Below are 20,124 nucleotides of genomic sequence, written 5' to 3'. Positions count from 1 at the left end.
GGACCGCCCCATGAGCACCATGACCCCTGCCGAGATCGTCTCGGAACTCGACAAGCACATCATCGGCCAGAACAAGGCAAAGAAGGCCGTCGCGGTCGCGCTGCGCAACCGCTGGCGCCGCCAGCAGGTCGCCGATCCGCTGCGCACGGAAATCACGCCGAAGAACATCCTGATGATCGGGCCGACGGGCGTCGGCAAGACCGAAATCGCGCGCCGCCTCGCGAAGCTCGCCGATGCGCCGTTCATCAAGATCGAGGCGACCAAGTTCACCGAAGTCGGCTACGTCGGCCGCGACGTCGACAGCATCGTGCGCGACCTGATCGAGATCTCGGTCAAGCAGACGCGCGAATCCGAGATGCGCAAGGTGCGCAGCAAGGCGACCGACCAGGCGGAAGACCGCATCCTCGACATCCTGCTGCCGCAACCGCGCGCGGTGGGCTTCGGCGGCAATGCCGAGCACGCGAACGACGACAACAACGCGACGCGCCAGACGTTCCGCAAGCGCCTGCGCGAAGGCCAGCTCGACGACAAGGAAGTCGAGCTCGACCTCGAGCAGCCGTCGGTCGGCATGGACATCATGGCGCCGCCCGGGATGGAAGAGATGACCGAGCAGATCCGCTCGATGTTCTCGAACCTCGGCAGCGGCAAGAAACAGCGCCGCAAGGTGAAGATCAAGGAAGCGCTGAAGCTGCTGACCGACGAGGAAGCGGCGAAGATGCTCAACGACGAGGAAGTGAAGACGAAGGCCGTGCAGAACGTCGAGCAGAACGGCATCGTGTTCCTCGACGAGATCGACAAGATCACGTCGCGCAACAACGAAGGCAGCGGCGGCGAAGTGTCGCGCCAGGGCGTGCAGCGCGACCTGCTGCCGCTCGTCGAAGGCACGACGATCAACACGAAGTACGGGATGGTGAAGACCGATCACATCCTGTTCATCGCGAGCGGTGCGTTCCACCTCGCGAAGCCGAGCGACCTGATTCCGGAACTGCAGGGCCGCTTCCCGATCCGCGTCGAGCTCGAATCGCTGTCGGTGGAAGACTTCGAGGCGATCCTCGATGCGACCGACGCGAGCCTCGTCAAGCAGTACCAGGCGCTGCTCGCGACCGAGGACGTGCAGCTCGAATTCGCCCGGGACGGCATCCGCCGCCTCGCGGAAATCGCGTATTCGGTCAACGAGAAGACCGAGAACATCGGCGCGCGCCGGCTGTACACGGTGATCGAGAAACTGCTCGAGGAAGTGTCGTTCTCGGCCGGCAATCACGCCGGCGAGTGCGTGACGATCGACGCGACGTATGTCGACCGGGCGCTCGGCGAAGTAGCGCAGGACGAGGATCTGTCGCGCTACGTGCTGTAACACGGCACCCGGCATCCGACGAAAAACGGGCGGCTCCGCTGGAGTCGCCCGTTTTTTTTGGAGCGGGCGCGGCAGCCCGTCGACGCCGGCCCGTCAGCGGTCGTACTCGACCGACACCGTAAACTGCATGTCGAACGAATCCGACCAGCTCAGATTCGCGAACGAAAAATCGGTACCGCCCGTCCAGCCGGCCACCGACGGAAACGCCACGCCCTGATCGCCCGGCACGTTGAGCGTCACCGCGGTGCCCGGCTGCGCGGGCGCGGCGTGCGCGATCCCGTTGACGAAGACCGCCGAAGCCTGCCCCGCCGGTGTCGCGCGAATCTGCACGTTGCCGCGCTTGACGAACGGCAGCCCCGCTTTCGAGGTCCAGCCGAGCGGGAAGGTCGCGCCACCCGCGAACGTGCTGGCCGTGCCCGGCGTCAGCATGTCGCGCGTCGACTGCGCGGGGTCGTGCCATTGATACTGGCGCAGCGCGTCGGGCAACGGCGACGGAGTCCGCAGCCGGACCGTATAGCTCTTCGCCGGCGCGGCCGTGCTGCCGTTCTGGTAGAGGTCGACCGTATAGGCGCTGAACGGCTTGATGTCGGCCAGCTCCGCTGCGCTCAATTGCGGCTTCGACCACGCCGTGTTGTTGCGCGGCGCGTCGCCGGGCCACGTGAACACGCCCTGGTTCGCCGGGTCCTGCGCGACGCCGGCCAGCCGATAGTTGTTGCGGCATTGGCCGCTCTTCGCGAGCGCGGCGAGCTGGGCCGGCGTCTGCCCGCCGGCGATCTGCGCGCGGATATTGAGCGTGTCGCACGTGCCGCTCGACGGCTGGAGGAACACGCCGTTGCGCAAGCCCGGGCCCTTGACGATCGCGAAATCCACGGCCTTGCCGGCAGCATCGACGATTCCGACCTGCAGGTTCAGCGAGTCGACGAACGCGTTGGTGCCGGTCGACGGATTGGCCGGATTCAGCCAGTCCCACTTCTGCGCGTTCGCATTCACCTTGCTCAGCACCGCGCGCTGGTTGCCGATCACGCGCCAGCCGGTGTCGCCGCTCGCGCGGGCGCCTTCCTTCACCGCCAGCTGCACATGCTGCTGCATGCCGTCGCGGATGCCGTCCGTGCGCGTCCACGACAGCTTGACCCACATCGTGTCGCCGGCGATCACGCGAATCACTTCCGGCAGGCTGAAGCTCGCATTGTTCATCGCGTCGTCAGCCACGATGCCCGGCGCCGTCCCGAACTCCTGTTGCACCGACATCCCGTTGTTGAGGTAGGCCGGGTGCACGCCGGCATTCAACGCGCCGGGCGCGACGTCGTCGACGACGAGCTGGCTGCAGGCCGGCACGCCGCCGCCGAGACGCGCGGCGGCGGTGGTGCCGGCGAAGCAGTGGTTGAACGCGGCCTGCAGCGACGCGAGATCGCTGGCGCTCGGCAGGTTCGACAGCGGCACGCCGTCGATGGTCGCGACGGCCGGCAGGCTGGCCTTGTCGCCGGCTTGCGGTGCGACGCCGGGCGCGAGCTGAAGCTGTGCGGGCGTATCGCTCGACGTGCCCGCCACCGAGCTGATCTGCACGCCGCCGTCCGGCAGCACGTTGACCTTCAACTGGTCGAGCAGCCGGTCGAGCCCGGGCGCGCCGGCGGTCAGCGGCCCGGCGATCAGGTCGGCGCCGGTGTTGCCGGTCGCGGCCAGCACGTCGGCCAGCGCGGCGGAGTAGGCCTGCACGGTACCGGCGACGGCCTGCGCCGTCACCTTGCTCTGCAGCAGTCCGGTGTTGCCCAGCAATTTCGTGGGATTGTCGCCGACGATCGTGGCGGCGATCGCATTCGTGAGCGGCGTGATGTTGATCGTCTGCGTGCCCGCGGTGGCGCTGAGCGAGATCAGCGTCGCCTGCGAATCGGCGACATTGCCGACGGCCGACAGCGCGAAGGGCGCGGTCATGCCGGTCACCGTGCAATGGAACGCACCGGTGGTCGCGTCGGCCGGACAGTCGGCCGATTTGCCCGTCGCGTCGACGAGCGTGACGATCGCGCCCTGCATCGCGGCACCCGCCGCCGCGACGCCGCTGACCGTCTGCGCGGCCGGCGGCGGCGAGCCGCCGGACGACGAATCGCTGCCCCCGCAAGCAGTCAGGACCAGTGCGGCGATACCGAGTACGACAGGTGTGCGTTTCATTGTTTTTCCCCGAGGACCTTCTGGTTATTGCGTGACATACGCGTCGCGCACGCACGCTGAATGGCGGGGATTCTCGCAAAACCGATTTTCCGGATCATCATCCAGGTAGATGAAAATCGCGATCGCGCATACCCCAGTTCGCAAAGGACCTGTGATAGCCTGACCAAACATTCGGGGTTCGAAGCAAATCATCAGACCAAAGACCGATGCGCCGCGATTGCCACGCGAGCCAACGGGAGCGGGGAAGAACAATGCAAAGGGACCACCTCATCGGCGACCTCTATGAGGCCGCGCTGCGCCCGGACGGCTTTCTCGAAGTCTTTCATCAGGTATCCGAATCACTCGGCGCAAACGTTTTTCACATGTTCAGCTGGGACTCCGCGCGCAATGCGCCGCAGTTCTCGATCTACTCCCCGCGCGCGGAACTGGAAAGTGTCGTCGCGCTCTACGACCAGTACTACGGCGCACTCGATCCGCGCCGCAGCTTTGTCGAGCAGGCACCGCTCGGGCAATTCGTCTGCTGTCAGGATCACCTCACCGAGCAGGATGTCGCGCGCAGCGAATTCTTCCAGGACTACCAGATTCCGTCAGGCATTCGTTATCTGATGGGCGTCCGCCTGGCGCGCCCGGGCGGCGACGACATCCTGCTCGGGCTGCTGAGGGCTTGCGGCCGCCCGCCTTACTCGCCCGAGGAACGCACGGCGCTGTCGGGCATGGCCGGGCATCTGCAACGCGCGATCAACCTCTGGCAGGATGCGAACGTGCTGCACCGCGACGCCGCGCTCGGCGCCGAACTGATGGAAGAGCTGGGTCTGGCCGTGTTCGCGCTGGACCGGCATGCGCGCGTCGTCTTCGTCAATCGGGCGGCGGAATCGATGTTGCGCGCGACGACCTGCCTCAAGCTCGAGCATGGGCACCTGAGTGCTGCGAGCGCGCCGCACAACGATGCGCTGAAGGCCGCGCTGGCACGCGTCGCGAAGACCCGCAACGGCGAGAGCCTCGCGCTGGCGGGCTCACTGGACGGCACCCACGAAATCTTTCTCGGCATCGCCGCGCTGGCCGGGCCGGCGCTCCATGCCGCGTTCGGCGGCGCGACGCTGCTCGTGACGGCCAGACGGCGAAGCGCCGCGCCGCTCGTCGTCGCGCAACAACTGCGGCAGGCGTTCGGCCTGTCGAGTGCCGAAGCCGCGGTGGCGGAGGCGTTGATCGGCGGCAAAACGCCCGAGGAATGTGCGGCGAGCGCCCGGGTGTCGCTCGCCACCATCCGCACCCAGTTGCGCGCGATCTACGAGAAAACGCATTCGCGAAACCAGGCCGAGGCGGTGGGAAGAATGCTGTGGGTGCTTCCGCAGCGCCCACGCGAAAACTGATGCAACGAATCGGCAAGTGTCGCGCACCCGGCCGCCGGTGCGCTCCCGCGGTGATCCTCGCAGCGAACCGCTGCCGCCTGCGTCCGAAGCGACGGCTGCGGCAGCGGGCGCGCGGCCCGACGCCTGCGCCCTCGCGCGAACGGCCTGCCGCGCGAAACCGCGCGCGCCGGACTTACTGCCGCACCGGCTTCTTCGCGAGCTTGCGCTGCAGCGTGCGGCGGTGCATGTTCAGCGCGCGCGCGGTCGCCGAGATGTTGTTGTTGTTCTCCGCGAGCACGCGCTGGATGTGCTCCCATTCGAGCCGGTCGACCGACAGCACGACCGGGTTCTCGAGCGCCTCGTCGGCCTGCACTTCGGTCGCGTTGGTCTGCAGCGCGGCCAGGATCGATTCGACGTTCGCGGGCTTCGCGAGATAGTTGTCGGCGCCTTCCTTCACCGCCTGCACGGCGGTCGCGATGCTCGCATAGCCGGTCAGCACCAGAATCCGCGCATCGGGCTGCAGGTCGCACAGCGGCGCGATCAGGCTCAGGCCCGAATCCTCGCCGAGATGCAGGTCGACGGTGATGAACTGGAACTTGCCGCCCGCGGCGAGCCTGAGCGCCGTCTCCTTGTCGTGCGCCTGCTGGACCGCATAACCGCGGCGCTCGAGGCCGCGCGCGAGCGTGCCCGCGAACACCTCGTTGTCGTCGATCACCAGGAAATTGTTCTCGCTCATGTGGTTTCTCCGTCTACGTGTTGGTTGAGGCGGCCAGCGCCGCGACGCGCACGACCGGCAGGCGCAGCACGGCCCGCGTGCCGCGTCCGGCGGTTGCGCCGGCCGCGCGGCTGTCCGGCGTGCCGGCCGTTCGTTCTGCCATGCGTTCGCCCGCGCGTTGACTCGCGCGTTGGCCCGATACGGCAGCGGCCTGGCCATTCGCCGCACCGCCGGCCCGCCCGTTGCCGCCCGTCGCGCGCGGCGTGACATCGGACAGTTCGATCGCGCCGCCGAGCCGCGCGGCCGCACTGAACGCGAGATACAGGCCGACCCCGTGCCCGCCCTGCGTGCTGTCGACCGGCATCGCGCCGAGCGATTCGCGCAGCGCGGCCGGAATGCCGGGCCCGTCGTCGCATACCTCGAATTCGATCTCGTCGGCCGCGCGGTCGTGCGCGACCTTCGCGGCCAGCGTCACGCGCTGCGGGCTCGCGCGCGCGGCGTTGTCGAGCAGGATCGTCAGGATCTGGCCGGCCGCGACCGTGTCGTCGAGCGCGACGCCCGCCGGACGCGCGCCGAGCAGCTCGAACTGCACGTGCGGATGCCGCAGGCGCCAGTGCTCGACGAACGTGTCGAGCCAGTCGTCCACCGGCTGGCGGCTCGCGGGCGCGCTCGCGCGGCTGCGCAGGCGCGCGAGCGCCGACGTGCAGAGCGTCATCTGTTCCTCGAGCACCTTCAGGTCGGCCTCGTAGCGGGCCAGCCCCGGATCGGCGCGCGCCGCGTCGCGCAATTCCTCGGCGAGCATCGCGATCGTCGACAGCGGCGTGCCCATCTCGTGCGCGACGGTGGCGGCCTGCACGCCGAGCGCGACCGCCCGCTCGTCGCGCAGCAGGTGCTGCTGCGCTTCGCCGAGCGCCGCATCGCGCTGGCGCAGCGCATTCGACATGCGCGCGACGAACCACGCGATCAGCCCGACGCTGACCATGAAGTTCGCCCACATCCCGGTGCGGTAGTAGTCGAACAGGTTCGCGGGATTGTCCATGTTGAGCGGCACCGAATCGAAGCCGAGCGCCGCGTAGCACGCGACCGCGAACGCCGCGAGCCAGATCATCAGGTGCCACGGCAGCACGGCCGCCGCGATCGCGAGCGACGGCAGGTACAGCGACACGAACGGGTTGGTCGTGCCGCCCGACAGGAACAGCAGCGCGGACAGCGCGCCGAGGTCGACCCACAGCTGGCCGAGCAGCTCGAAATTGGTTTCCGGCCGCGCGCGCAGCACGCGCACCCAGGTCAGCGCGTTGAAAACGATTTCGAGCGCGATGACCATCAGCATCGCCGGCAGCGGCAGATGCACGCCGAAATAGGTCTGCACGACGCCGATCGTCACGAGCTGGCCGACGATCGCAAGATTGCGGAGCCAGAACAGGTGACTGAGGTTGACGCGCCCGGTGGTGGTGATTCGTTGCATCCGGGCAGTTTACCCGTTTAGCGGGCGGCGCCTCCAGCGGGGCCGGATCGGAGCGGGCGACCGGGGCGCCCCGCATGCCCGGCCGGCGCCGTCAGCCGGCCGCGCCGGCCATGCGCCGCGCGATCTCGTCGGCCAGGCACTCGGGGCACCGGCAGCGTACGCCGGCCGCGGGCTGCGTGCCGCCGGGCAGCGCCGGCATCGACGCGCACCAGCAGTCGAACGGCTGCGTGTGCGCGCCGCAGTCGAAGCCGCGCCCGCAGTGCGGGCAGCGCGCGCGGCGCGGGGCAGAACGGGCGTCGGCGGCGGAATCGGTCATGGCGCAATCGCGAAAGCGGGCGTGAAGTCGCCCCACGCGACAAGCATAGCGCGGCGCACGGATTTTGCGCGCCGGCCGCCCGGCCGAGGTGCGTCGCGAGCGCACGCGAACCTGCCCGCCGCCGCCGTCCGCGCATCGTCGCCCGCATCGCGCAGCGCCATAGCCGGCGGGCCGCCGCGTGCGGTGTCGGAGCCGCGCCGCCAGCGCTCCGGCCCACCCAAAAACCGATGCTGCGCTGCGCCACTCCTGTACAATTCGCCGTGTTTCAACCGTTCCCAGCCTGAGCCGCCGCCATGTCCGAGCCCATCGACCTCTCGCAGATCGCCCCCACGCTGAAAGCAGAAATCCTCGCCGAGGCACTGCCGTACATCCGCCGCTACCACGGCAAGACCGTGGTCATCAAATACGGCGGCAACGCGATGACGGAAGAGCGGCTCAAGCAAGGCTTCGCGCGCGACGTGATCCTGCTGAAACTGGTCGGCATCAATCCGGTGATCGTCCACGGCGGCGGTCCGCAGATCGATCATGCGCTGAAGAAGATCGGCAAGGCCGGCACCTTCATCCAGGGCATGCGCGTCACCGACGAAGAGACGATGGAAGTCGTCGAATGGGTGCTGGGCGGCGAAGTGCAGCAGGACATCGTGATGCTGATCAACCACTTCGGCGGCCACGCGGTGGGCCTGACGGGCAAGGACGGCGGCCTGATCCACGCACGCAAGCTGCTGATGCCGGACCGCGACAACCCGGGCCAGTACATCGACATCGGCCAGGTCGGCGAAGTCGAGGCGATCAACCCGGCAGTCGTGAAGGCGCTGCAGGACGACGCGTTCATCCCGGTGATCTCGCCGATCGGCTTCGGCGAAGACGGCCTGTCGTACAACATCAACGCGGACCTCGTCGCGGGCAAGCTCGCCACGGTGCTGAACGCCGAGAAGCTGCTGATGATGACCAACATCCCCGGCGTGATGGACAAGGACGGCAACCTGCTGACCGATTTGTCCGCGCGCGAGATCGACGCGCTGTTCGAGGACGGCACGATCTCCGGCGGCATGCTGCCGAAGATCTCGTCGGCGCTCGACGCGGCGAAGAGCGGCGTGAAGTCGGTGCACATCGTCGACGGCCGGATCGAACACTCGGTGCTGCTGGAAATCCTGACCGAGCAGCCGTTCGGCACGATGATCCGCTCGCATTGAGCGCGCGCCGCAAGACCGCCAGCCCCGACCTGCCGGCGCCGCTGCGGCGCCGGCGCATCTCGCGCAGCCGGCCGCGCGCTGGCGCGCCCGTCTGGCTGTTCGATCTCGACAACACGCTGCACCACGCATCGCACGCGATCTTTCCCGAGATCAACCGCGCGATGACGCAATACATCATCGACACACTCAACGTCGAACGCGCCGAAGCCGACCGCCTGCGCACCGGCTACACGCAGCGCTACGGCGCCGCGCTCCTCGGCCTCACGCGCCATCATCCGATCGATCCGCACGACTTCCTGCGCGCGGTCCACACGTTCACCAACCTTCCCGCCATGGTGCGCGCCGAGCGCGGCCTTGCGCGCATCGTCGCCGCACTGCCGGGCCGCAAGTTCGTGCTGACCAACGCGCCGGAGAACTACGCGCGCGCGGTGCTGCGCGAACTGCGCATCGAACGGCTGTTCGAGCGCGTGATCGCGATCGAGCATATGCGCGACCGCCGCACGTGGCGCGCGAAGCCCGACCACACGATGCTGCGCCGGACGCTGCGCGCCGCGCATGCTCGCTTTTCGGATGCGATCCTCGTCGAGGATACGCGCGACCACCTGAAGCGCTACAAGCGTCTCGGCATCGGCACGGTATGGATCACCGGCCACCTGCCCGGCCATTTGCCGGGCACCGGGCGCCCGCATTATGTCGACCAGCGGATTCGTTCGTTAAAATCGCTGCGACTGGGCACACGATCGGGGCGACAGAAATGCAGCCGACTTACCCGCAGGACCAAGCCGTAACGGAAGGCCAGGCCACACCCGCCCGCCCGCGCCCGAAGCCGGGCGAGCGCCGCGTGATGATCCTGCAGACGCTCGCGACGATGCTCGAGGCACCGAAGCGCGAGAAGATCACGACGGCCGCGCTCGCGGCCCGGCTCGAGGTGTCGGAAGCCGCGCTGTACCGCCATTTCCCGAGCAAGGCGAAGATGTACGAAGGGCTGATCGAGTTCATCGAGCAGTCGCTGTTCGGCCTCGTCAACCAGATCGTCGCGAAGGAGCCGAACGGCGTGCAGCAGGCGCGCACGATCGCGCTGACGATGCTCAATTTCGCCGCGAAGAACCCGGGGATGACGCGCGTGCTGACGGGCGAGGCGCTGGTCGGCGAGGACGAGCGGCTCACCGAGCGCGTGAACCAGTTGCTCGACCGCATCGAAGCGACCGTCAAGCAGTGCCTGCGGGTCGCGCGCACCGAAGCAAATGCGCCGCCGGACGGCGCGGCGCCGTTCGCGCTGCCGGCCGATTACGATCCGGCCGCCCGCGCGAGCCTGCTCGTCAGCTACGTGATCGGCAGATGGCACCGCTTTGCGAAGGGCGGGTTCCAGAAGCCGCCCGGCGAGCAGGCCGACGCGCATTTGCGGCTGATCCTGCAGTAGCGCCGCGCCGGCCCCTGTCCGGCAACGCACACCGGTTTCGCGCATTCGACGCCGGACGGTGCGGCCGCTCCGCCCCGTCGGCTCGCACCTTCCCGCCTGCTTCTGCCGGCAGCGAATGCCCCCCGCGAATTCGAACTCGTCCAATTTCACACCGCCGTCTCACGAGTTAAATTTATCTACCATAGATAAATTCAGGTGAAATGGTGAATCGCAGATTCCGACATTCCCGGATGAGGGCAGCCCGACGCCTCGCCCATTCGGCATTGCTTGCGGGGGCGGCAATACCATGGCCGTCGGCCGCGCAGGTGACCAACGGCGGGCCGCAACAGGCTGACGGCGTCGCGCTTGAAATCGCACCGGGCGAATATTCGACGACACAACCGGGCAAGGCCGTGCTTTCCGCCGTCAATGGCGGCACGCTGGTGACGACCGACAAGACGCGCGTGTTCTCCACCGCCTATTTCGCGGCGGGCGCGGCCGCGCTAGGCGCCGGCTCGAGCGTCACGCTGAACGATACTGAAATCCGCACCCGCGGCACCTCCAGTGCCGGCATCGACATCCGATACGGCGGCAGCGCGAGCGCGGAACGCATCTCGATCGATACCGACGGCGATTATTCGCACGGTGCGTCCGTCTACAGCGCCGACAGCCGGCTCCGCATCGCCGACAGCGTCATCGTCACGCGGGGCAAGGAGGCGTATGGCATCCTGGCGAACTACGTGCCGGGCGGCGTCATCGACGTCGCCGACACGCTGATTCGCACCAGCGGCCTGTATGCCCATGGCGTGGCCATCAGCTACGACGGCGTCCGTGCGACGCTGAATCGCACGGGTATCCGGACCGATGGCGACTACGCGTCGGCGCTGTACCTGCCGAACGCGTCCGCGGTCTCATTCGCCGACAGCCGCCTCGAAACCGCTGGCGATTACGCGCTCGGCGTGGACACCCGCGAAGGGCGCGTCGAACTCGCGCGCACGCAAGTCGTCACGCATGGCCGCAACGCACACGGGCTGTATGCGTCGAAGGAATATACCGACACCCCGACCATCGACGCGATCGATACGCAGGTGACAACCACCGGCGCCCGTTCGGTCGGCGCACTGGCCCGGCTCGGCGGCCGGGTCACGATGACACGCGGCGGCATCGTGACGACCGGCGAGCGCGCGCGCGGTGCGATGTCCGCCGGCACGGGGTCGGTTGCGTCGCTCGTCGACGCAACCGTCGAGACGCACGGCAACGAGGCCGCAGCGCTCCATGCAAGCGCCGGCGGCAGCATCGACCTGCTGCGCACCGATGCCCGCGCGACCGGCGACGCCGCACCTGCCGCGAGCGTCCACGGCGGCAGGCTGACGGCCGACGGCGGCTCGCTCTTCAGCGAACGGCATGCGGCCATCGACGCGTCCGACGCCGAGGTCACGCTGCAGAACGGCGCCCGCGCCGCCAGCGGCACCGGCACGCTGCTGTCGGTCCGGGCCCAGTCGGGCGCGCCCGTGCGCCTGACGCTCGGCACCGGCGCGCAAGCGGCGGGCGACATCGTGAACCAGCCGACCGACGACGGCAGCCCGACCTCCGCCGTGACCGACGTCGCGCTGTCCGGTGCGTCGACATGGCGCGGCGCAACGGACGCCGTCCGCACGCTGTCGCTCGATACCGACAGCCGCTGGATCGTCACCGCCGATTCGTCGGTCGGATCCGTCGCGCTGAACGACTCGACGATCGCATTCGCAGCGCCGGACGCCGGCACGCCGCCCGCGCCGCGCACGCTCGTCGTCAACGGCGACTACGCGGCCCGCAACGGCAAGCTGGTCATCCATACCGCGCTGCGCGACGACGCGTCGCCCACCGACCGGCTCGTGATCGACGGCGGCCACGCGTCCGGCCATACCGGGGTCGTCGTGAAGCGCACGAGCGGCGAAGGCGCGCAGACGACGGTCGGCATCCCGATCGTCGAAACCCGCAACGGCGGCACCACCGATGCCGCGGCCTTCGCGCTCGACGCGGCATCGGACGGCTACCGGCAGGGCTTCGGCACGCTGTCCGCCGGCGGCTACGACTACATGCTCAAGCGCGGCGGGAACGGCGGTCGGCCGGACGACTGGCATCTGGTCTCCGCCGCGAAACCCGAACCGCCTTCGCCACCCGGCCTCGTCGACCCCGATCCGCCGGTCCAGCCGGAAATCGAGCCGCCGCCGCAGCGCGCCGCCGCACCGGAGCCCGACGCGTATCTGGCGAACGCCGACGCGGCGGCCACGATGGCGATCCATACGTTGCACCAGCGCGAAGACAGCTCGCTGCGCGCGACGGAGGCGGCACCGCGCGCGCTCGACGGCGCCGTCTGGCTGCGCGCCGAGGGGCAGTTCATGTCGATGTCGGGCGGTGCGCGCAGCGTATCGGGCAACGGCCGCCTGATTCATGCGGGCGCCGACCTGTTCCGGTTCGACGACGGCCGCGGCGGCAGCGTACGCATCGGCGCGATGGGCCTGTACGGCAGCCAGACGAACTGGTCGACGCGGCCGCTGTGGAACCCGATCGAACAGCGCATGACGAACGCCACCGCGCGCGGCAGCGTATCGGGCTATAACGCGGGGCTGTACGGCACCTGGTACGGCAACCGCGACACCCTGTCGGGCCCGTACGTCGATGCGTGGGTCATGTATGGCGCGTATGCGAACCACGTCGGCGGCAGCCTCGCCGGCGATTCCTATCGCTCGCGCACCGTCACGGGTTCGCTCGAGGCCGGCCATTCGTTCCTGTTCCACCGCAGCGGCGACACGCGCTTCTTCGTCGAACCCGAAGCGCAGCTCGTCGTGACGGACTACCGCGCGGCCGCGCACGCCGCGCCGGGCGGCCGGCTCGACACGCAGCGCTCGACCGACGTGCTGACCCGCGTCGGCGTGCGCGTGCACGGCGTGACGGCAATGTCGTCCGGCCGCGAGCTTCGGCCGTTCATCGAAGCGAACTGGTGGCACGGCCCGGGGTCGCGCTCGCTGGCGCTCGACGGCAACGCGTTCTCGTTCAGCGTCCCGCGCGATCGCGTGGCACTCCGGATCGGCGCCACCGGACAGATCGCCAGGCGCTTCGCCGTCTCGGCCAGCATCGGCGTGGAAGGCAACCTGTCCGACTACTCGGTGGTCAAGGGGCAACTCGCGGCGAAATACCGCTGGTGACGCAGCCGCCGGCGGCGGGCGGGGGAAATTCGCGCGATCCGGATTTCCGCTATACTTTGCCGACCTGCCGCCCCCTCGGCGGCAGGTCGGAAGCGCGCCGATTTGCTGACTCGATTGCGGGCGCGCGAACCGGCCGGAGCCTTGATTTTGTCTTTGCCCCGGCGGTTCACTACAAATGCGGCTAAAGAGGTCGTCAGCCGCGCATCTCCGACTCCGCGCATCGCCGACACCATTTAGCCGCCCAGTCATAAGGCGGAACGAATGGAATCGATCGGCATCGTCGCTCCACAGACCATGCACTTCGCCGAACCGCTGCGCTTGCAAAGCGGCAGCACGATCGGCAACTATCAACTCGTCGTCGAGACGTACGGCGAACTCAACGCCGCGCGCTCGAACGCGGTGCTCGTCTGCCACGCGCTCAACGCGTCGCATCACGTCGCCGGCGTCTATGCGGACGATCCGCGCAGCACCGGCTGGTGGGACAACATGGTCGGCCCCGGCAAGCCGCTCGACACCAACCGCTTCTTCGTGATCGGCGTGAACAACCTCGGCTCGTGTTTCGGCTCGACCGGCCCGATGAGCATCGATCCGTCGACCGGCAAGCCGTACGGCGCGCGCTATCCGGTCGTCACCGTCGAGGACTGGGTGCACGCGCAGGCGCGCGTCGCCGACGCGTTCGGCATCGAGCGCTTCGCCGCGGTGATGGGCGGCAGCCTCGGCGGGATGCAGGCGCTCGCATGGAGCCTGATGTATCCGGAGCGCGTCGCGCACTGCATCGACATCGCGTCGACGCCGAAGCTGTCCGCGCAGAACATCGCGTTCAACGAGGTCGCGCGCTCGGCGATCCTGTCCGACCCCGACTTCCACGGCGGCGACTACTACGCGCACGGCGTGAAGCCGAAGCGCGGCCTGCGCGTCGCGCGGATGATCGGCCACATCACGTATCTCTCCGACGACGACATGGCCGAGAAATTCGGCCGCGCGCTGCGCCGCGCCGACGGCGCGCTCGACGCGTACAACTTCAGCTTCGACGTCGAATTCGAGGTCGAGTCGTACCTGCGCTACCAGGGCGACAAGTTCGCCGACTACTTCGACGCGAACACCTACCTGCTGATCACGCGCGCGCTCGACTATTTCGATCCGGCGAAGGCGTTCGACGGCAACCTGACGGCCGCGCTCGCGCACACGCAGGCGAAATACCTGATCGCGAGCTTCTCGACCGACTGGCGTTTCGCGCCCGCGCGTTCGCGCGAGATCGTGAAGGCACTGCTCGACAACAAGCGCACGGTCAGCTACGCGGAGATCGACGCGCCGCACGGCCACGACGCGTTCCTGCTCGACGACGCGCGCTATCACAACCTGATCCGCGCGTATTACGAACGAATCGCCAACGAGGTGGGAGCATGAACCAGCAAGCGCTGAATTCCCTGTCCGCGCGCGCGGACTTCCGCACGATCGCACGCTGGGTCGAGCCGCGCTCGACCGTGCTCGACCTCGGCTGCGGCGACGGCTCGCTGCTCGCGCTGCTGATGGAGGAGCTGGACGTCACCGGCTACGGCATCGAACTGAACGACGCGGGCGTGCTCGCGAGCGCGAAGAACGGCATCAACGTGATCCAGCAGAATCTCGAGGACGGCCTGCGCCTGTTCGAGGACCACAGCTTCGACATCGCGATCCTGTCGCAAACCCTGCAGACGATCCACCAGACGGCCGCGATCCTGCGCGAAACGGCGCGCGTCGGCCGCGAATGCATCGTGTCGTTCCCGAACTTCGGCTACTGGCCGCACCGGCTGTCGGTGCTGCACGGCCGGATGCCCGTGTCGAAATCGCTGCCGTACCAGTGGCACAACACGCCGAACGTGCGCGTGCTGACGATCAAGGATTTCGAGGCGCTCGCGCCCGAAGTCGGCGTCACGATCCTCGACCGCGTCGTGCTGCACGAAGGCCAGCCGATTCGATGGGGAGCGAACTGGCGTGGTAGTCTTGCTGTCTACCGCGTCAAGCGCAGCTGAGCCGGGGGGCCGTTGACGGACGCCGGGCCCGGCCCGCGCTGCTCCCGCCACCGCGCGCTGCCGCCGCAATCAGTCAACGCTACCCAGTTCCAGTCCATGTCGAAAACGCCACACGAGGCGCCCGCACTCACCGCTCACGAGGATCACCCCGGCTGGCGAGCCTATCTGAACACGCACATGCTGATCTGCGTGTTCCTGGGCTTCACGTCGGGCCTGCCCCTGTTCACGCTCGTCTACCTCGTGCAGGCATGGCTGCGCTCCGAGGGCGTGAACCTGAAGGAAATCGGCCTGTTCGCGCTGATCCAGTTCCCGTATACGTGGAAGTTCCTGTGGGCGCCGCTGATGGACCGCTACCTGCCGCGCCTGCCCGGCTGGCAGCCGGGCCGCCGGCGCGGCTGGATGCTGCTCACGCAGGTGCTGGTCGCGGGCGCGATCGCCACGCTCGGCTTCGTGTCGCCGCGCGACTCGATCTGGACGGTCGCCGCGCTCACGACGCTCGTCGCGTTCTTCGGCGCGAGTTCCGACATCGTGATCGACGCGTACCGCCGCGAACTGCTGCGCGACACCGAGCAGGGCCTCGGCAACGCGGTGCACGTGAACGCGTACAAGCTCGCCGCGCTGATCCCCGGCTCGCTGGCGCTGATCCTGTCCGATCACATGCCGTGGGACGTCGTGTTCGCGATCACCGGCGCGTTCATGCTGCCTGGCATCCTGATGACGCTCGTCGTGCGCGAGCCCGAAGTGGTCGGCGCACCACCGCGCAACCTGCGCGACGCGATCGTGCTGCCGTTCCGCGAATTCATCCAGCGCGACGGCTGGACCGGCGCGCTGCTCGTCATCGCGTTCATCTTCCTGTTCAAGATCGGCGACACGATGGCCACCACGCTGTCGACGTCGTTCTTCCTCGACATCGGCTTCACGCGCACCGAGATCGGCATCGTCGCGAAAACCACCGCGCTCGTCGCGAGCGTCGCCGGCGGCATCATCGGCGGCGTCTGGCTCGTGAAGATCGGCATCGGCCGCGGGCTGTGGATCTTCGGCGCGCTGCAGATGGTGTCGACGCTCGGCTTCGCGTGGCTCGCGCAGCTCGGCCCCGGTTCGCCCGTGCTCGCGGTGCTCTACGACTTCACCGTTTCGACGAGCCATGCGATCGCGTCGGCGCTGTCGGTGTTCGGCATTGCCGTCGCGCCGCAATTCAGCCCGATGACGGTCGCGCTCGCGATCGTCTACGGCGTCGAAACCTTCACGACGGGCCTGACGATGGCCGCGTTCGTCGCGTATATCGCCAGCACGACCGACCCGCGCTACACGGCCACGCAGTTCGCGCTGTTCACGAGCCTCGCATCGGTGCCGCGCACGCTCGCATCGGCCGCGAGCGGCTTCATCGTCGCGAAGATCGGCTGGTTCGACTACTTCATCGTGTGCACCGCGCTCGCGATTCCCGGCATGCTGCTGCTGTTCAGGATCGCGCCGTGGAACGGTGCCGCCCGCAACGGCGAGGCCAGCCGTGCTCAGTAAGCGCCTGCACCGCGTCGCGCGCGTTGCGGCTTCGCTGAGCGTCGGTTCCGCGGCACTCGCCGCGGGGTTCGCGCACGCAGCCGACACCGGCGCGGCCGCGGCAGGCTCCGCGCCGGCCGCTGCGCAGGCAACGCCATCCACGCCGGCAACTTCGGCCGCGCCCGTCGCGCCGTCCGCCGCCGAAGCCGCGCAGCCGACCGGCGGCGCCGTGTCGACGAAGGCGTATACGCCGACGCCGCAGCAGGTCCGCTACGGCAACGAGATCGCGTTCCGCACGCTGCTTCCGTCACCGCTGCTCGAGCAGCTCACCGGGAACGAATACGCGCAGATCGTGCAGGCGGCCGCCGACAGCAACCGCCTGCTGCCCGCGACCCAGCCGCGCGTGAAGCGCCTGCGCGCGATCGTCGCGAAGCTCGCGCCGTATTCGGTGAAGTGGAACGATCGCGTGAAGAACTGGGCGTGGGACGTCAACGCGATCCGCTCGCGCGACATCCGCCTGACCTGCCTGCCGGGCGGCAAGGTGCTCGTGTACGGCGGCTTGCTCGACCGCATCCGCCTGAACGACGACGAGTTCGGCGTGCTGCTCGCGCACGGCATCGCGCACGCGCTGCGCGAACACGCGCGCAGCAACTTCAGCGCGACCTCGCAGACGTCGCTGCGCGCGGCCACGCTGCCGCCGCTGTTCGGCGTCGGCGATCCGCTGCCGCAGGCACTGAACCTCGGCGAGCGCCTGCAGGCGCTCCACTACGACCCGACCGACGAGACCGAAGCCGACGTGATCGGCGGCGACATCGCCGCCCGCGCGGGCTTCGATCCGCGCGCGGCGATCACGCTGTGGGACAAGCTCGCGGTCGCGACACGCGCGAACAAGGCGTCGGGCTTCATCTACACGCACCCGTACAGCACGGCCCGGCGCCAGGATCTGCTGAACCGCCTGCCGGACCTGATGCCGCTATACGCAAAGGCGATCGGCAAACGCGTCGACACGCTGCCCGACTACGCGGGCATCAGCGCGCAACGGCGCAAGGTCGCGCGGCGCTGAGCGGCACGCGAAGCCGATCGTTTATGCGCCGACGTCCGCCGCGGCCGGCTTGGCCGACGCCGCGCCTGCCGGACGGCTGCCGCTCTCGCGCATCCAGCGCACCTCGTCACCCGGGCTGCGGCCGAACAGCCGCTTGAACTCGCGGCTGAACTGCGACGCGCTCGCATAACCGACGCGCGCAGCGGCCGTGCCGGCGCCGACTCCGTCCTGCACCATCATCAGCCGTGCCTGGTGCAGCCGCGCGGCTTTCACGTACTGCATCGGCGACGTCGCCGTCACGTGCTTGAACTGCGCGTGGAACACCGCGAGGCTCATTCCGGCCTCGCGCGCGAGCGTCTCGACGTCGAGGTCGGCCTTCAGGTCGACGTGGATGCGCCGCAGCGCCTTCGCGATGCGGCCGAAATGATGCTGCTGCACGAGCGCCGCGCGGATCGCGTCGCCCTGCGCGCCCGTTAGCACGCGATACGCGATCTCGCGCATGATCGCCGGCCCCAGCACGCGCGTGTCGTGCGGCGACACAAGCGTTTCGAGCAGCCGCACCACCGCGTCGGCCAGCGGTGCGTCGAGCGGCGTCGAATAGACGCCGAGCGGCTCGCTGGCGGCCGCGCCGAGTGTCTCGTCGAGCAGGATCGCGAGTTCGGCGATCACCGCGAGATCGACGCGGATCGAGATCGCGAGAAACGGCTCCTCCATGCTCGCGAAGGTCTCGCATTCGAACGGCAGCGGCACCGACAGCACGAGATACTGCTGCGCGTCGTAGACGAACGAGCGGTCGCCGAGATAGCCGAGCTTGCGCCCCTGGCACACGACGATGATGCTCGGTTCGTACAGCACGGGCATGCGCGGCACGGGACGGCTCACGCGGATGAAGCGCACGCCGTCGAGCGCCGCGAGCGTGTCGCCCTCGTCTGGAGCCAGGCGCGTGTGCAGTTCGATCATGCGGCGCCGCACGCGCTCGCCCGTGTCGGCGAAAAGGGGCTGGAAGCTCATCGGCGTGGTCCTGTCCGGCAAGAGAATCTGGCTCGAAATGTAGCACCTTGAATGTGTTTTGACGGCCGTTCGCGTGCAATTCGAGAGGAATAGGCAAATCTTCCAGACCTTCGTGTATTTCGCCGCGGCGCCGTGCTCCTTACGATGACGTCCTGCCTCGCCGCATCGCCACATGGTGCGACGGCAGTCTGTTTCGCCGGATGTCTTTCCCGGACAAGGAGCCCCCTGCATGAGCACCACCTACGCTTACGCGGCGACCGATTCGCAATCGCCGCTCGCCCCGTTCGAATTCCAGCGTCGCGCGCTGCGCGATCTCGACGTCCAGATCGACGTCCTCTACTGCGGCGTCTGCCACTCGGACCTGCACCAGGCCCGCAACGAATGGCGCAACACGATCTACCCGGTCGTGCCGGGCCATGAGATCGTCGGCCGCGTGACCGCGACCGGCCCGCAGGTATCGCGCTTCAAGGTCGGCGAGCTGGTCGGCGTCGGCTGCCTCGTCGATTCGTGCCGCACCTGCGCGAGCTGCGCCGACGGCCTCGAGCAGTATTGCGAGAACGGCTTCGTCGGCACCTACAACGGCCAGGATCGCGTGACGGGCGACGTCACGTACGGCGGCTATTCGACGCAGCTCGTCGTCGACGAGGCGTTCGTACTGCGCGTGCCGGAGACGCTCGACCCGGCCGGCGCCGCGCCGCTGCTGTGCGCGGGGATCACGACCTACTCGCCGCTGCGGCAGTGGAACGTCGGCCCCGGCAAGAAGGTCGGCATCGTCGGCCTCGGCGGGCTCGGCCACATGGGCGTGAAACTGGCGCGTGCGATGGGCGCGCACGTCGTGCTGTTCACGACGTCGCCGTCGAAGATCGACGACGGCAAGCGCGTCGGCGCGCACGAAGTCGTGATCTCGAAGGACGAAGCGCAGATGAACGCGCACCTGAACAGCTTCGACTTCATCCTGAACACGGTCGCCGCGCAGCACGACCTGAACCCGTTCCTGAACCTGCTGAAGCGCGACGGCACGATGACGCTGGTCGGCGCGCCGGAGCACGACCATCCGTCGCCGCAGGTGTTCAACCTGATCTTCAAGCGCCGCCGCCTCGCGGGCTCGCTGATCGGCGGGATCGCGGAAACGCAGGAAATGCTCGACTTCTGCGCGCAGCACGGGATCACGTCGGATATCGAAACGATTCCGATGCAGCAGATCAACACGGCCTACGAGCGGATGCTGAAGAGCGACGTGAAGTATCGGTTCGTGATCGACATGGCGTCGATCAAGCAGTGAGCGTCGCCGGGCGGCATGCACGATCGCCGCACCGGAGCAGAAACGAAACGGGCCGCATGTTTGAGCTGACCCCGTAAAGTTGGACGGGTAAATTAGGCCGCCAAGGGCTGAGTTCTGTACTGCACGGGACTCAGCCCT

At 68.5% G+C, this 20,124-nt stretch carries 16 protein-coding genes; 11 read left to right on the top strand and 5 right to left on the bottom strand.

The features are described 5' to 3' along the window. The first annotated feature begins 10 nt into the window (after positions 1 to 10). Positions 11 to 1,354, top strand: coding sequence for an ATP-dependent protease ATPase subunit HslU (gene hslU, locus KVT39_RS31750; RefSeq protein ID WP_034179328.1), 1,344 nt, complete (start codon positions 11 to 13; stop codon positions 1,352 to 1,354). A 93-nt stretch (positions 1,355 to 1,447) separates the two neighbouring features. On the opposite strand, the gene KVT39_RS31745 is transcribed toward hslU, so the two are convergent. Next, positions 1,448 to 3,517, bottom strand: a complete 2,070-nt coding sequence (locus KVT39_RS31745) for a hypothetical protein (protein WP_217590947.1) — start codon at positions 3,515 to 3,517, stop codon at positions 1,448 to 1,450. 251 nt (positions 3,518 to 3,768) lie between these two features. Here KVT39_RS31745 and KVT39_RS31740 point away from each other — a divergent pair, with 251 nt between their 5' ends. Further along, positions 3,769 to 4,887: a helix-turn-helix transcriptional regulator gene (locus KVT39_RS31740; protein WP_131947194.1), complete on the top strand. Its 1,119-nt coding sequence runs from the start codon at positions 3,769 to 3,771 to the stop codon at positions 4,885 to 4,887. A gap of 172 nt (positions 4,888 to 5,059) precedes the next feature. Here the strand turns inward: KVT39_RS31740 and KVT39_RS31735 are convergent, their stop codons facing one another. The 3 genes from KVT39_RS31735 to KVT39_RS31725 all read right to left on the bottom strand — a co-directional run bounded on the left by KVT39_RS31735 (position 5,060) and on the right by KVT39_RS31725 (position 7,362). Continuing rightward, positions 5,060 to 5,602, bottom strand: a complete 543-nt coding sequence (locus tag KVT39_RS31735; RefSeq protein WP_011546464.1) for a response regulator transcription factor — start codon at positions 5,600 to 5,602, stop codon at positions 5,060 to 5,062. Between the two features lie 13 nt (positions 5,603 to 5,615). Next, positions 5,616 to 7,046 (bottom strand): ATP-binding protein, encoded by a 1,431-nt coding sequence (locus KVT39_RS31730; RefSeq protein WP_175749041.1) that lies wholly within the window; start codon positions 7,044 to 7,046, stop codon positions 5,616 to 5,618. A gap of 91 nt (positions 7,047 to 7,137) precedes the next feature. Further along, entirely contained in the window at positions 7,138 to 7,362 is a 225-nt protein-coding gene (locus KVT39_RS31725) for a cysteine-rich CWC family protein (RefSeq protein ID WP_034179332.1), read from the bottom strand. A 293-nt stretch (positions 7,363 to 7,655) separates the two neighbouring features. Between KVT39_RS31725 and argB the strand changes: the two genes are divergently transcribed. From argB to KVT39_RS31685, 8 genes are all read left to right on the top strand, one after another. Further along, on the top strand, positions 7,656 to 8,555 hold the full coding sequence (gene argB, locus KVT39_RS31720) for an acetylglutamate kinase (protein ID WP_006490510.1): 900 nt from the start codon (positions 7,656 to 7,658) through the stop codon (positions 8,553 to 8,555). Then, positions 8,552 to 9,343 (top strand): pyrimidine 5'-nucleotidase, encoded by a 792-nt coding sequence (locus KVT39_RS31715; RefSeq protein ID WP_034179333.1) that lies wholly within the window; start codon positions 8,552 to 8,554, stop codon positions 9,341 to 9,343. The genes argB and KVT39_RS31715 overlap by 4 nt, the downstream gene beginning before the upstream one ends. Then, positions 9,310 to 9,975: a nucleoid occlusion factor SlmA gene (slmA, locus tag KVT39_RS31710; protein ID WP_217590946.1), complete on the top strand. Its 666-nt coding sequence runs from the start codon at positions 9,310 to 9,312 to the stop codon at positions 9,973 to 9,975. Before KVT39_RS31715 ends, slmA begins: the two co-directional genes overlap by 34 nt. 230 nt (positions 9,976 to 10,205) lie before the next feature. Then, a complete protein-coding gene (locus KVT39_RS31705; protein WP_254640701.1) occupies positions 10,206 to 13,142 on the top strand; it encodes an autotransporter outer membrane beta-barrel domain-containing protein in 2,937 nt (978 codons plus the stop codon). A gap of 261 nt (positions 13,143 to 13,403) precedes the next feature. Beyond that, on the top strand, positions 13,404 to 14,549 hold the full coding sequence (locus KVT39_RS31700) for a homoserine O-acetyltransferase (protein ID WP_217590944.1): 1,146 nt from the start codon (positions 13,404 to 13,406) through the stop codon (positions 14,547 to 14,549). Then, positions 14,546 to 15,154, top strand: a complete 609-nt coding sequence (gene metW / locus KVT39_RS31695) for a methionine biosynthesis protein MetW (RefSeq protein WP_034179337.1) — start codon at positions 14,546 to 14,548, stop codon at positions 15,152 to 15,154. The genes KVT39_RS31700 and metW overlap by 4 nt, the downstream gene beginning before the upstream one ends. Before the next feature lie 96 nt (positions 15,155 to 15,250). Next, the gene (locus KVT39_RS31690; RefSeq protein WP_105389508.1) at positions 15,251 to 16,672 is read left to right on the top strand and encodes an AmpG family muropeptide MFS transporter; all 1,422 of its coding nucleotides are present in this window, start codon (positions 15,251 to 15,253) and stop codon (positions 16,670 to 16,672) included. Then, positions 16,662 to 17,714: a M48 family metallopeptidase gene (locus KVT39_RS31685; RefSeq protein ID WP_217590943.1), complete on the top strand. Its 1,053-nt coding sequence runs from the start codon at positions 16,662 to 16,664 to the stop codon at positions 17,712 to 17,714. The genes KVT39_RS31690 and KVT39_RS31685 overlap by 11 nt, the downstream gene beginning before the upstream one ends. Positions 17,715 to 17,735: 21 nt before the next feature. Here the strand turns inward: KVT39_RS31685 and KVT39_RS31680 are convergent, their stop codons facing one another. Continuing rightward, complete coding sequence (locus tag KVT39_RS31680) at positions 17,736 to 18,704, bottom strand: AraC family transcriptional regulator (RefSeq protein ID WP_217590942.1); 969 nt, start codon at positions 18,702 to 18,704, stop codon at positions 17,736 to 17,738. Positions 18,705 to 18,933: 229 nt separating this feature from the next. Between KVT39_RS31680 and KVT39_RS31675 the strand changes: the two genes are divergently transcribed. Then, positions 18,934 to 19,986 carry an NAD(P)-dependent alcohol dehydrogenase gene (locus KVT39_RS31675; RefSeq protein ID WP_217590941.1) on the top strand — a complete coding sequence of 351 codons (1,053 nt, stop codon included), beginning with the start codon at positions 18,934 to 18,936 and terminating at the stop codon, positions 19,984 to 19,986. The last annotated feature ends 138 nt before the right edge of the window (positions 19,987 to 20,124 follow it).

The sequence above is a fragment of the Burkholderia sp. GbtcB21 genome (assembly GCF_019091065.1).
Classification (GTDB): Bacteria; Pseudomonadota; Gammaproteobacteria; order Burkholderiales; family Burkholderiaceae; genus Burkholderia; species Burkholderia pyrrocinia_C.
The sequence above is the reverse complement of the archived record's forward strand: the minus strand, read 5'-3'. Positions and strand labels throughout refer to the sequence as shown.

Bases quoted from the DNA above. Each gene is read 5' to 3' on its own strand.
- hslU (WP_034179328.1), top strand. From the start codon at position 11: ATGAGCACCATGACCCCTGCCGAGATCGTCTCGGAACTCGACAAGCAC.
- KVT39_RS31745 (WP_217590947.1), bottom strand. From the start codon at position 3,517: ATGAAACGCACACCTGTCGTACTCGGTATCGCCGCACTGGTCCTGACT.
- KVT39_RS31740 (WP_131947194.1), top strand. From the start codon at position 3,769: ATGCAAAGGGACCACCTCATCGGCGACCTCTATGAGGCCGCGCTGCGC.
- KVT39_RS31735 (WP_011546464.1), bottom strand. From the start codon at position 5,602: ATGAGCGAGAACAATTTCCTGGTGATCGACGACAACGAGGTGTTCGCG.
- KVT39_RS31730 (WP_175749041.1), bottom strand. From the start codon at position 7,046: ATGCAACGAATCACCACCACCGGGCGCGTCAACCTCAGTCACCTGTTC.
- KVT39_RS31725 (WP_034179332.1), bottom strand. From the start codon at position 7,362: ATGACCGATTCCGCCGCCGACGCCCGTTCTGCCCCGCGCCGCGCGCGC.
- argB (WP_006490510.1), top strand. From the start codon at position 7,656: ATGTCCGAGCCCATCGACCTCTCGCAGATCGCCCCCACGCTGAAAGCA.
- slmA (WP_217590946.1), top strand. From the start codon at position 9,310: ATGCAGCCGACTTACCCGCAGGACCAAGCCGTAACGGAAGGCCAGGCC.
- KVT39_RS31705 (WP_254640701.1), top strand. From the start codon at position 10,206: ATGAGGGCAGCCCGACGCCTCGCCCATTCGGCATTGCTTGCGGGGGCG.
- KVT39_RS31700 (WP_217590944.1), top strand. From the start codon at position 13,404: ATGGAATCGATCGGCATCGTCGCTCCACAGACCATGCACTTCGCCGAA.
- metW (WP_034179337.1), top strand. From the start codon at position 14,546: ATGAACCAGCAAGCGCTGAATTCCCTGTCCGCGCGCGCGGACTTCCGC.
- KVT39_RS31690 (WP_105389508.1), top strand. From the start codon at position 15,251: ATGTCGAAAACGCCACACGAGGCGCCCGCACTCACCGCTCACGAGGAT.
- KVT39_RS31680 (WP_217590942.1), bottom strand. From the start codon at position 18,704: ATGAGCTTCCAGCCCCTTTTCGCCGACACGGGCGAGCGCGTGCGGCGC.
- KVT39_RS31675 (WP_217590941.1), top strand. From the start codon at position 18,934: ATGAGCACCACCTACGCTTACGCGGCGACCGATTCGCAATCGCCGCTC.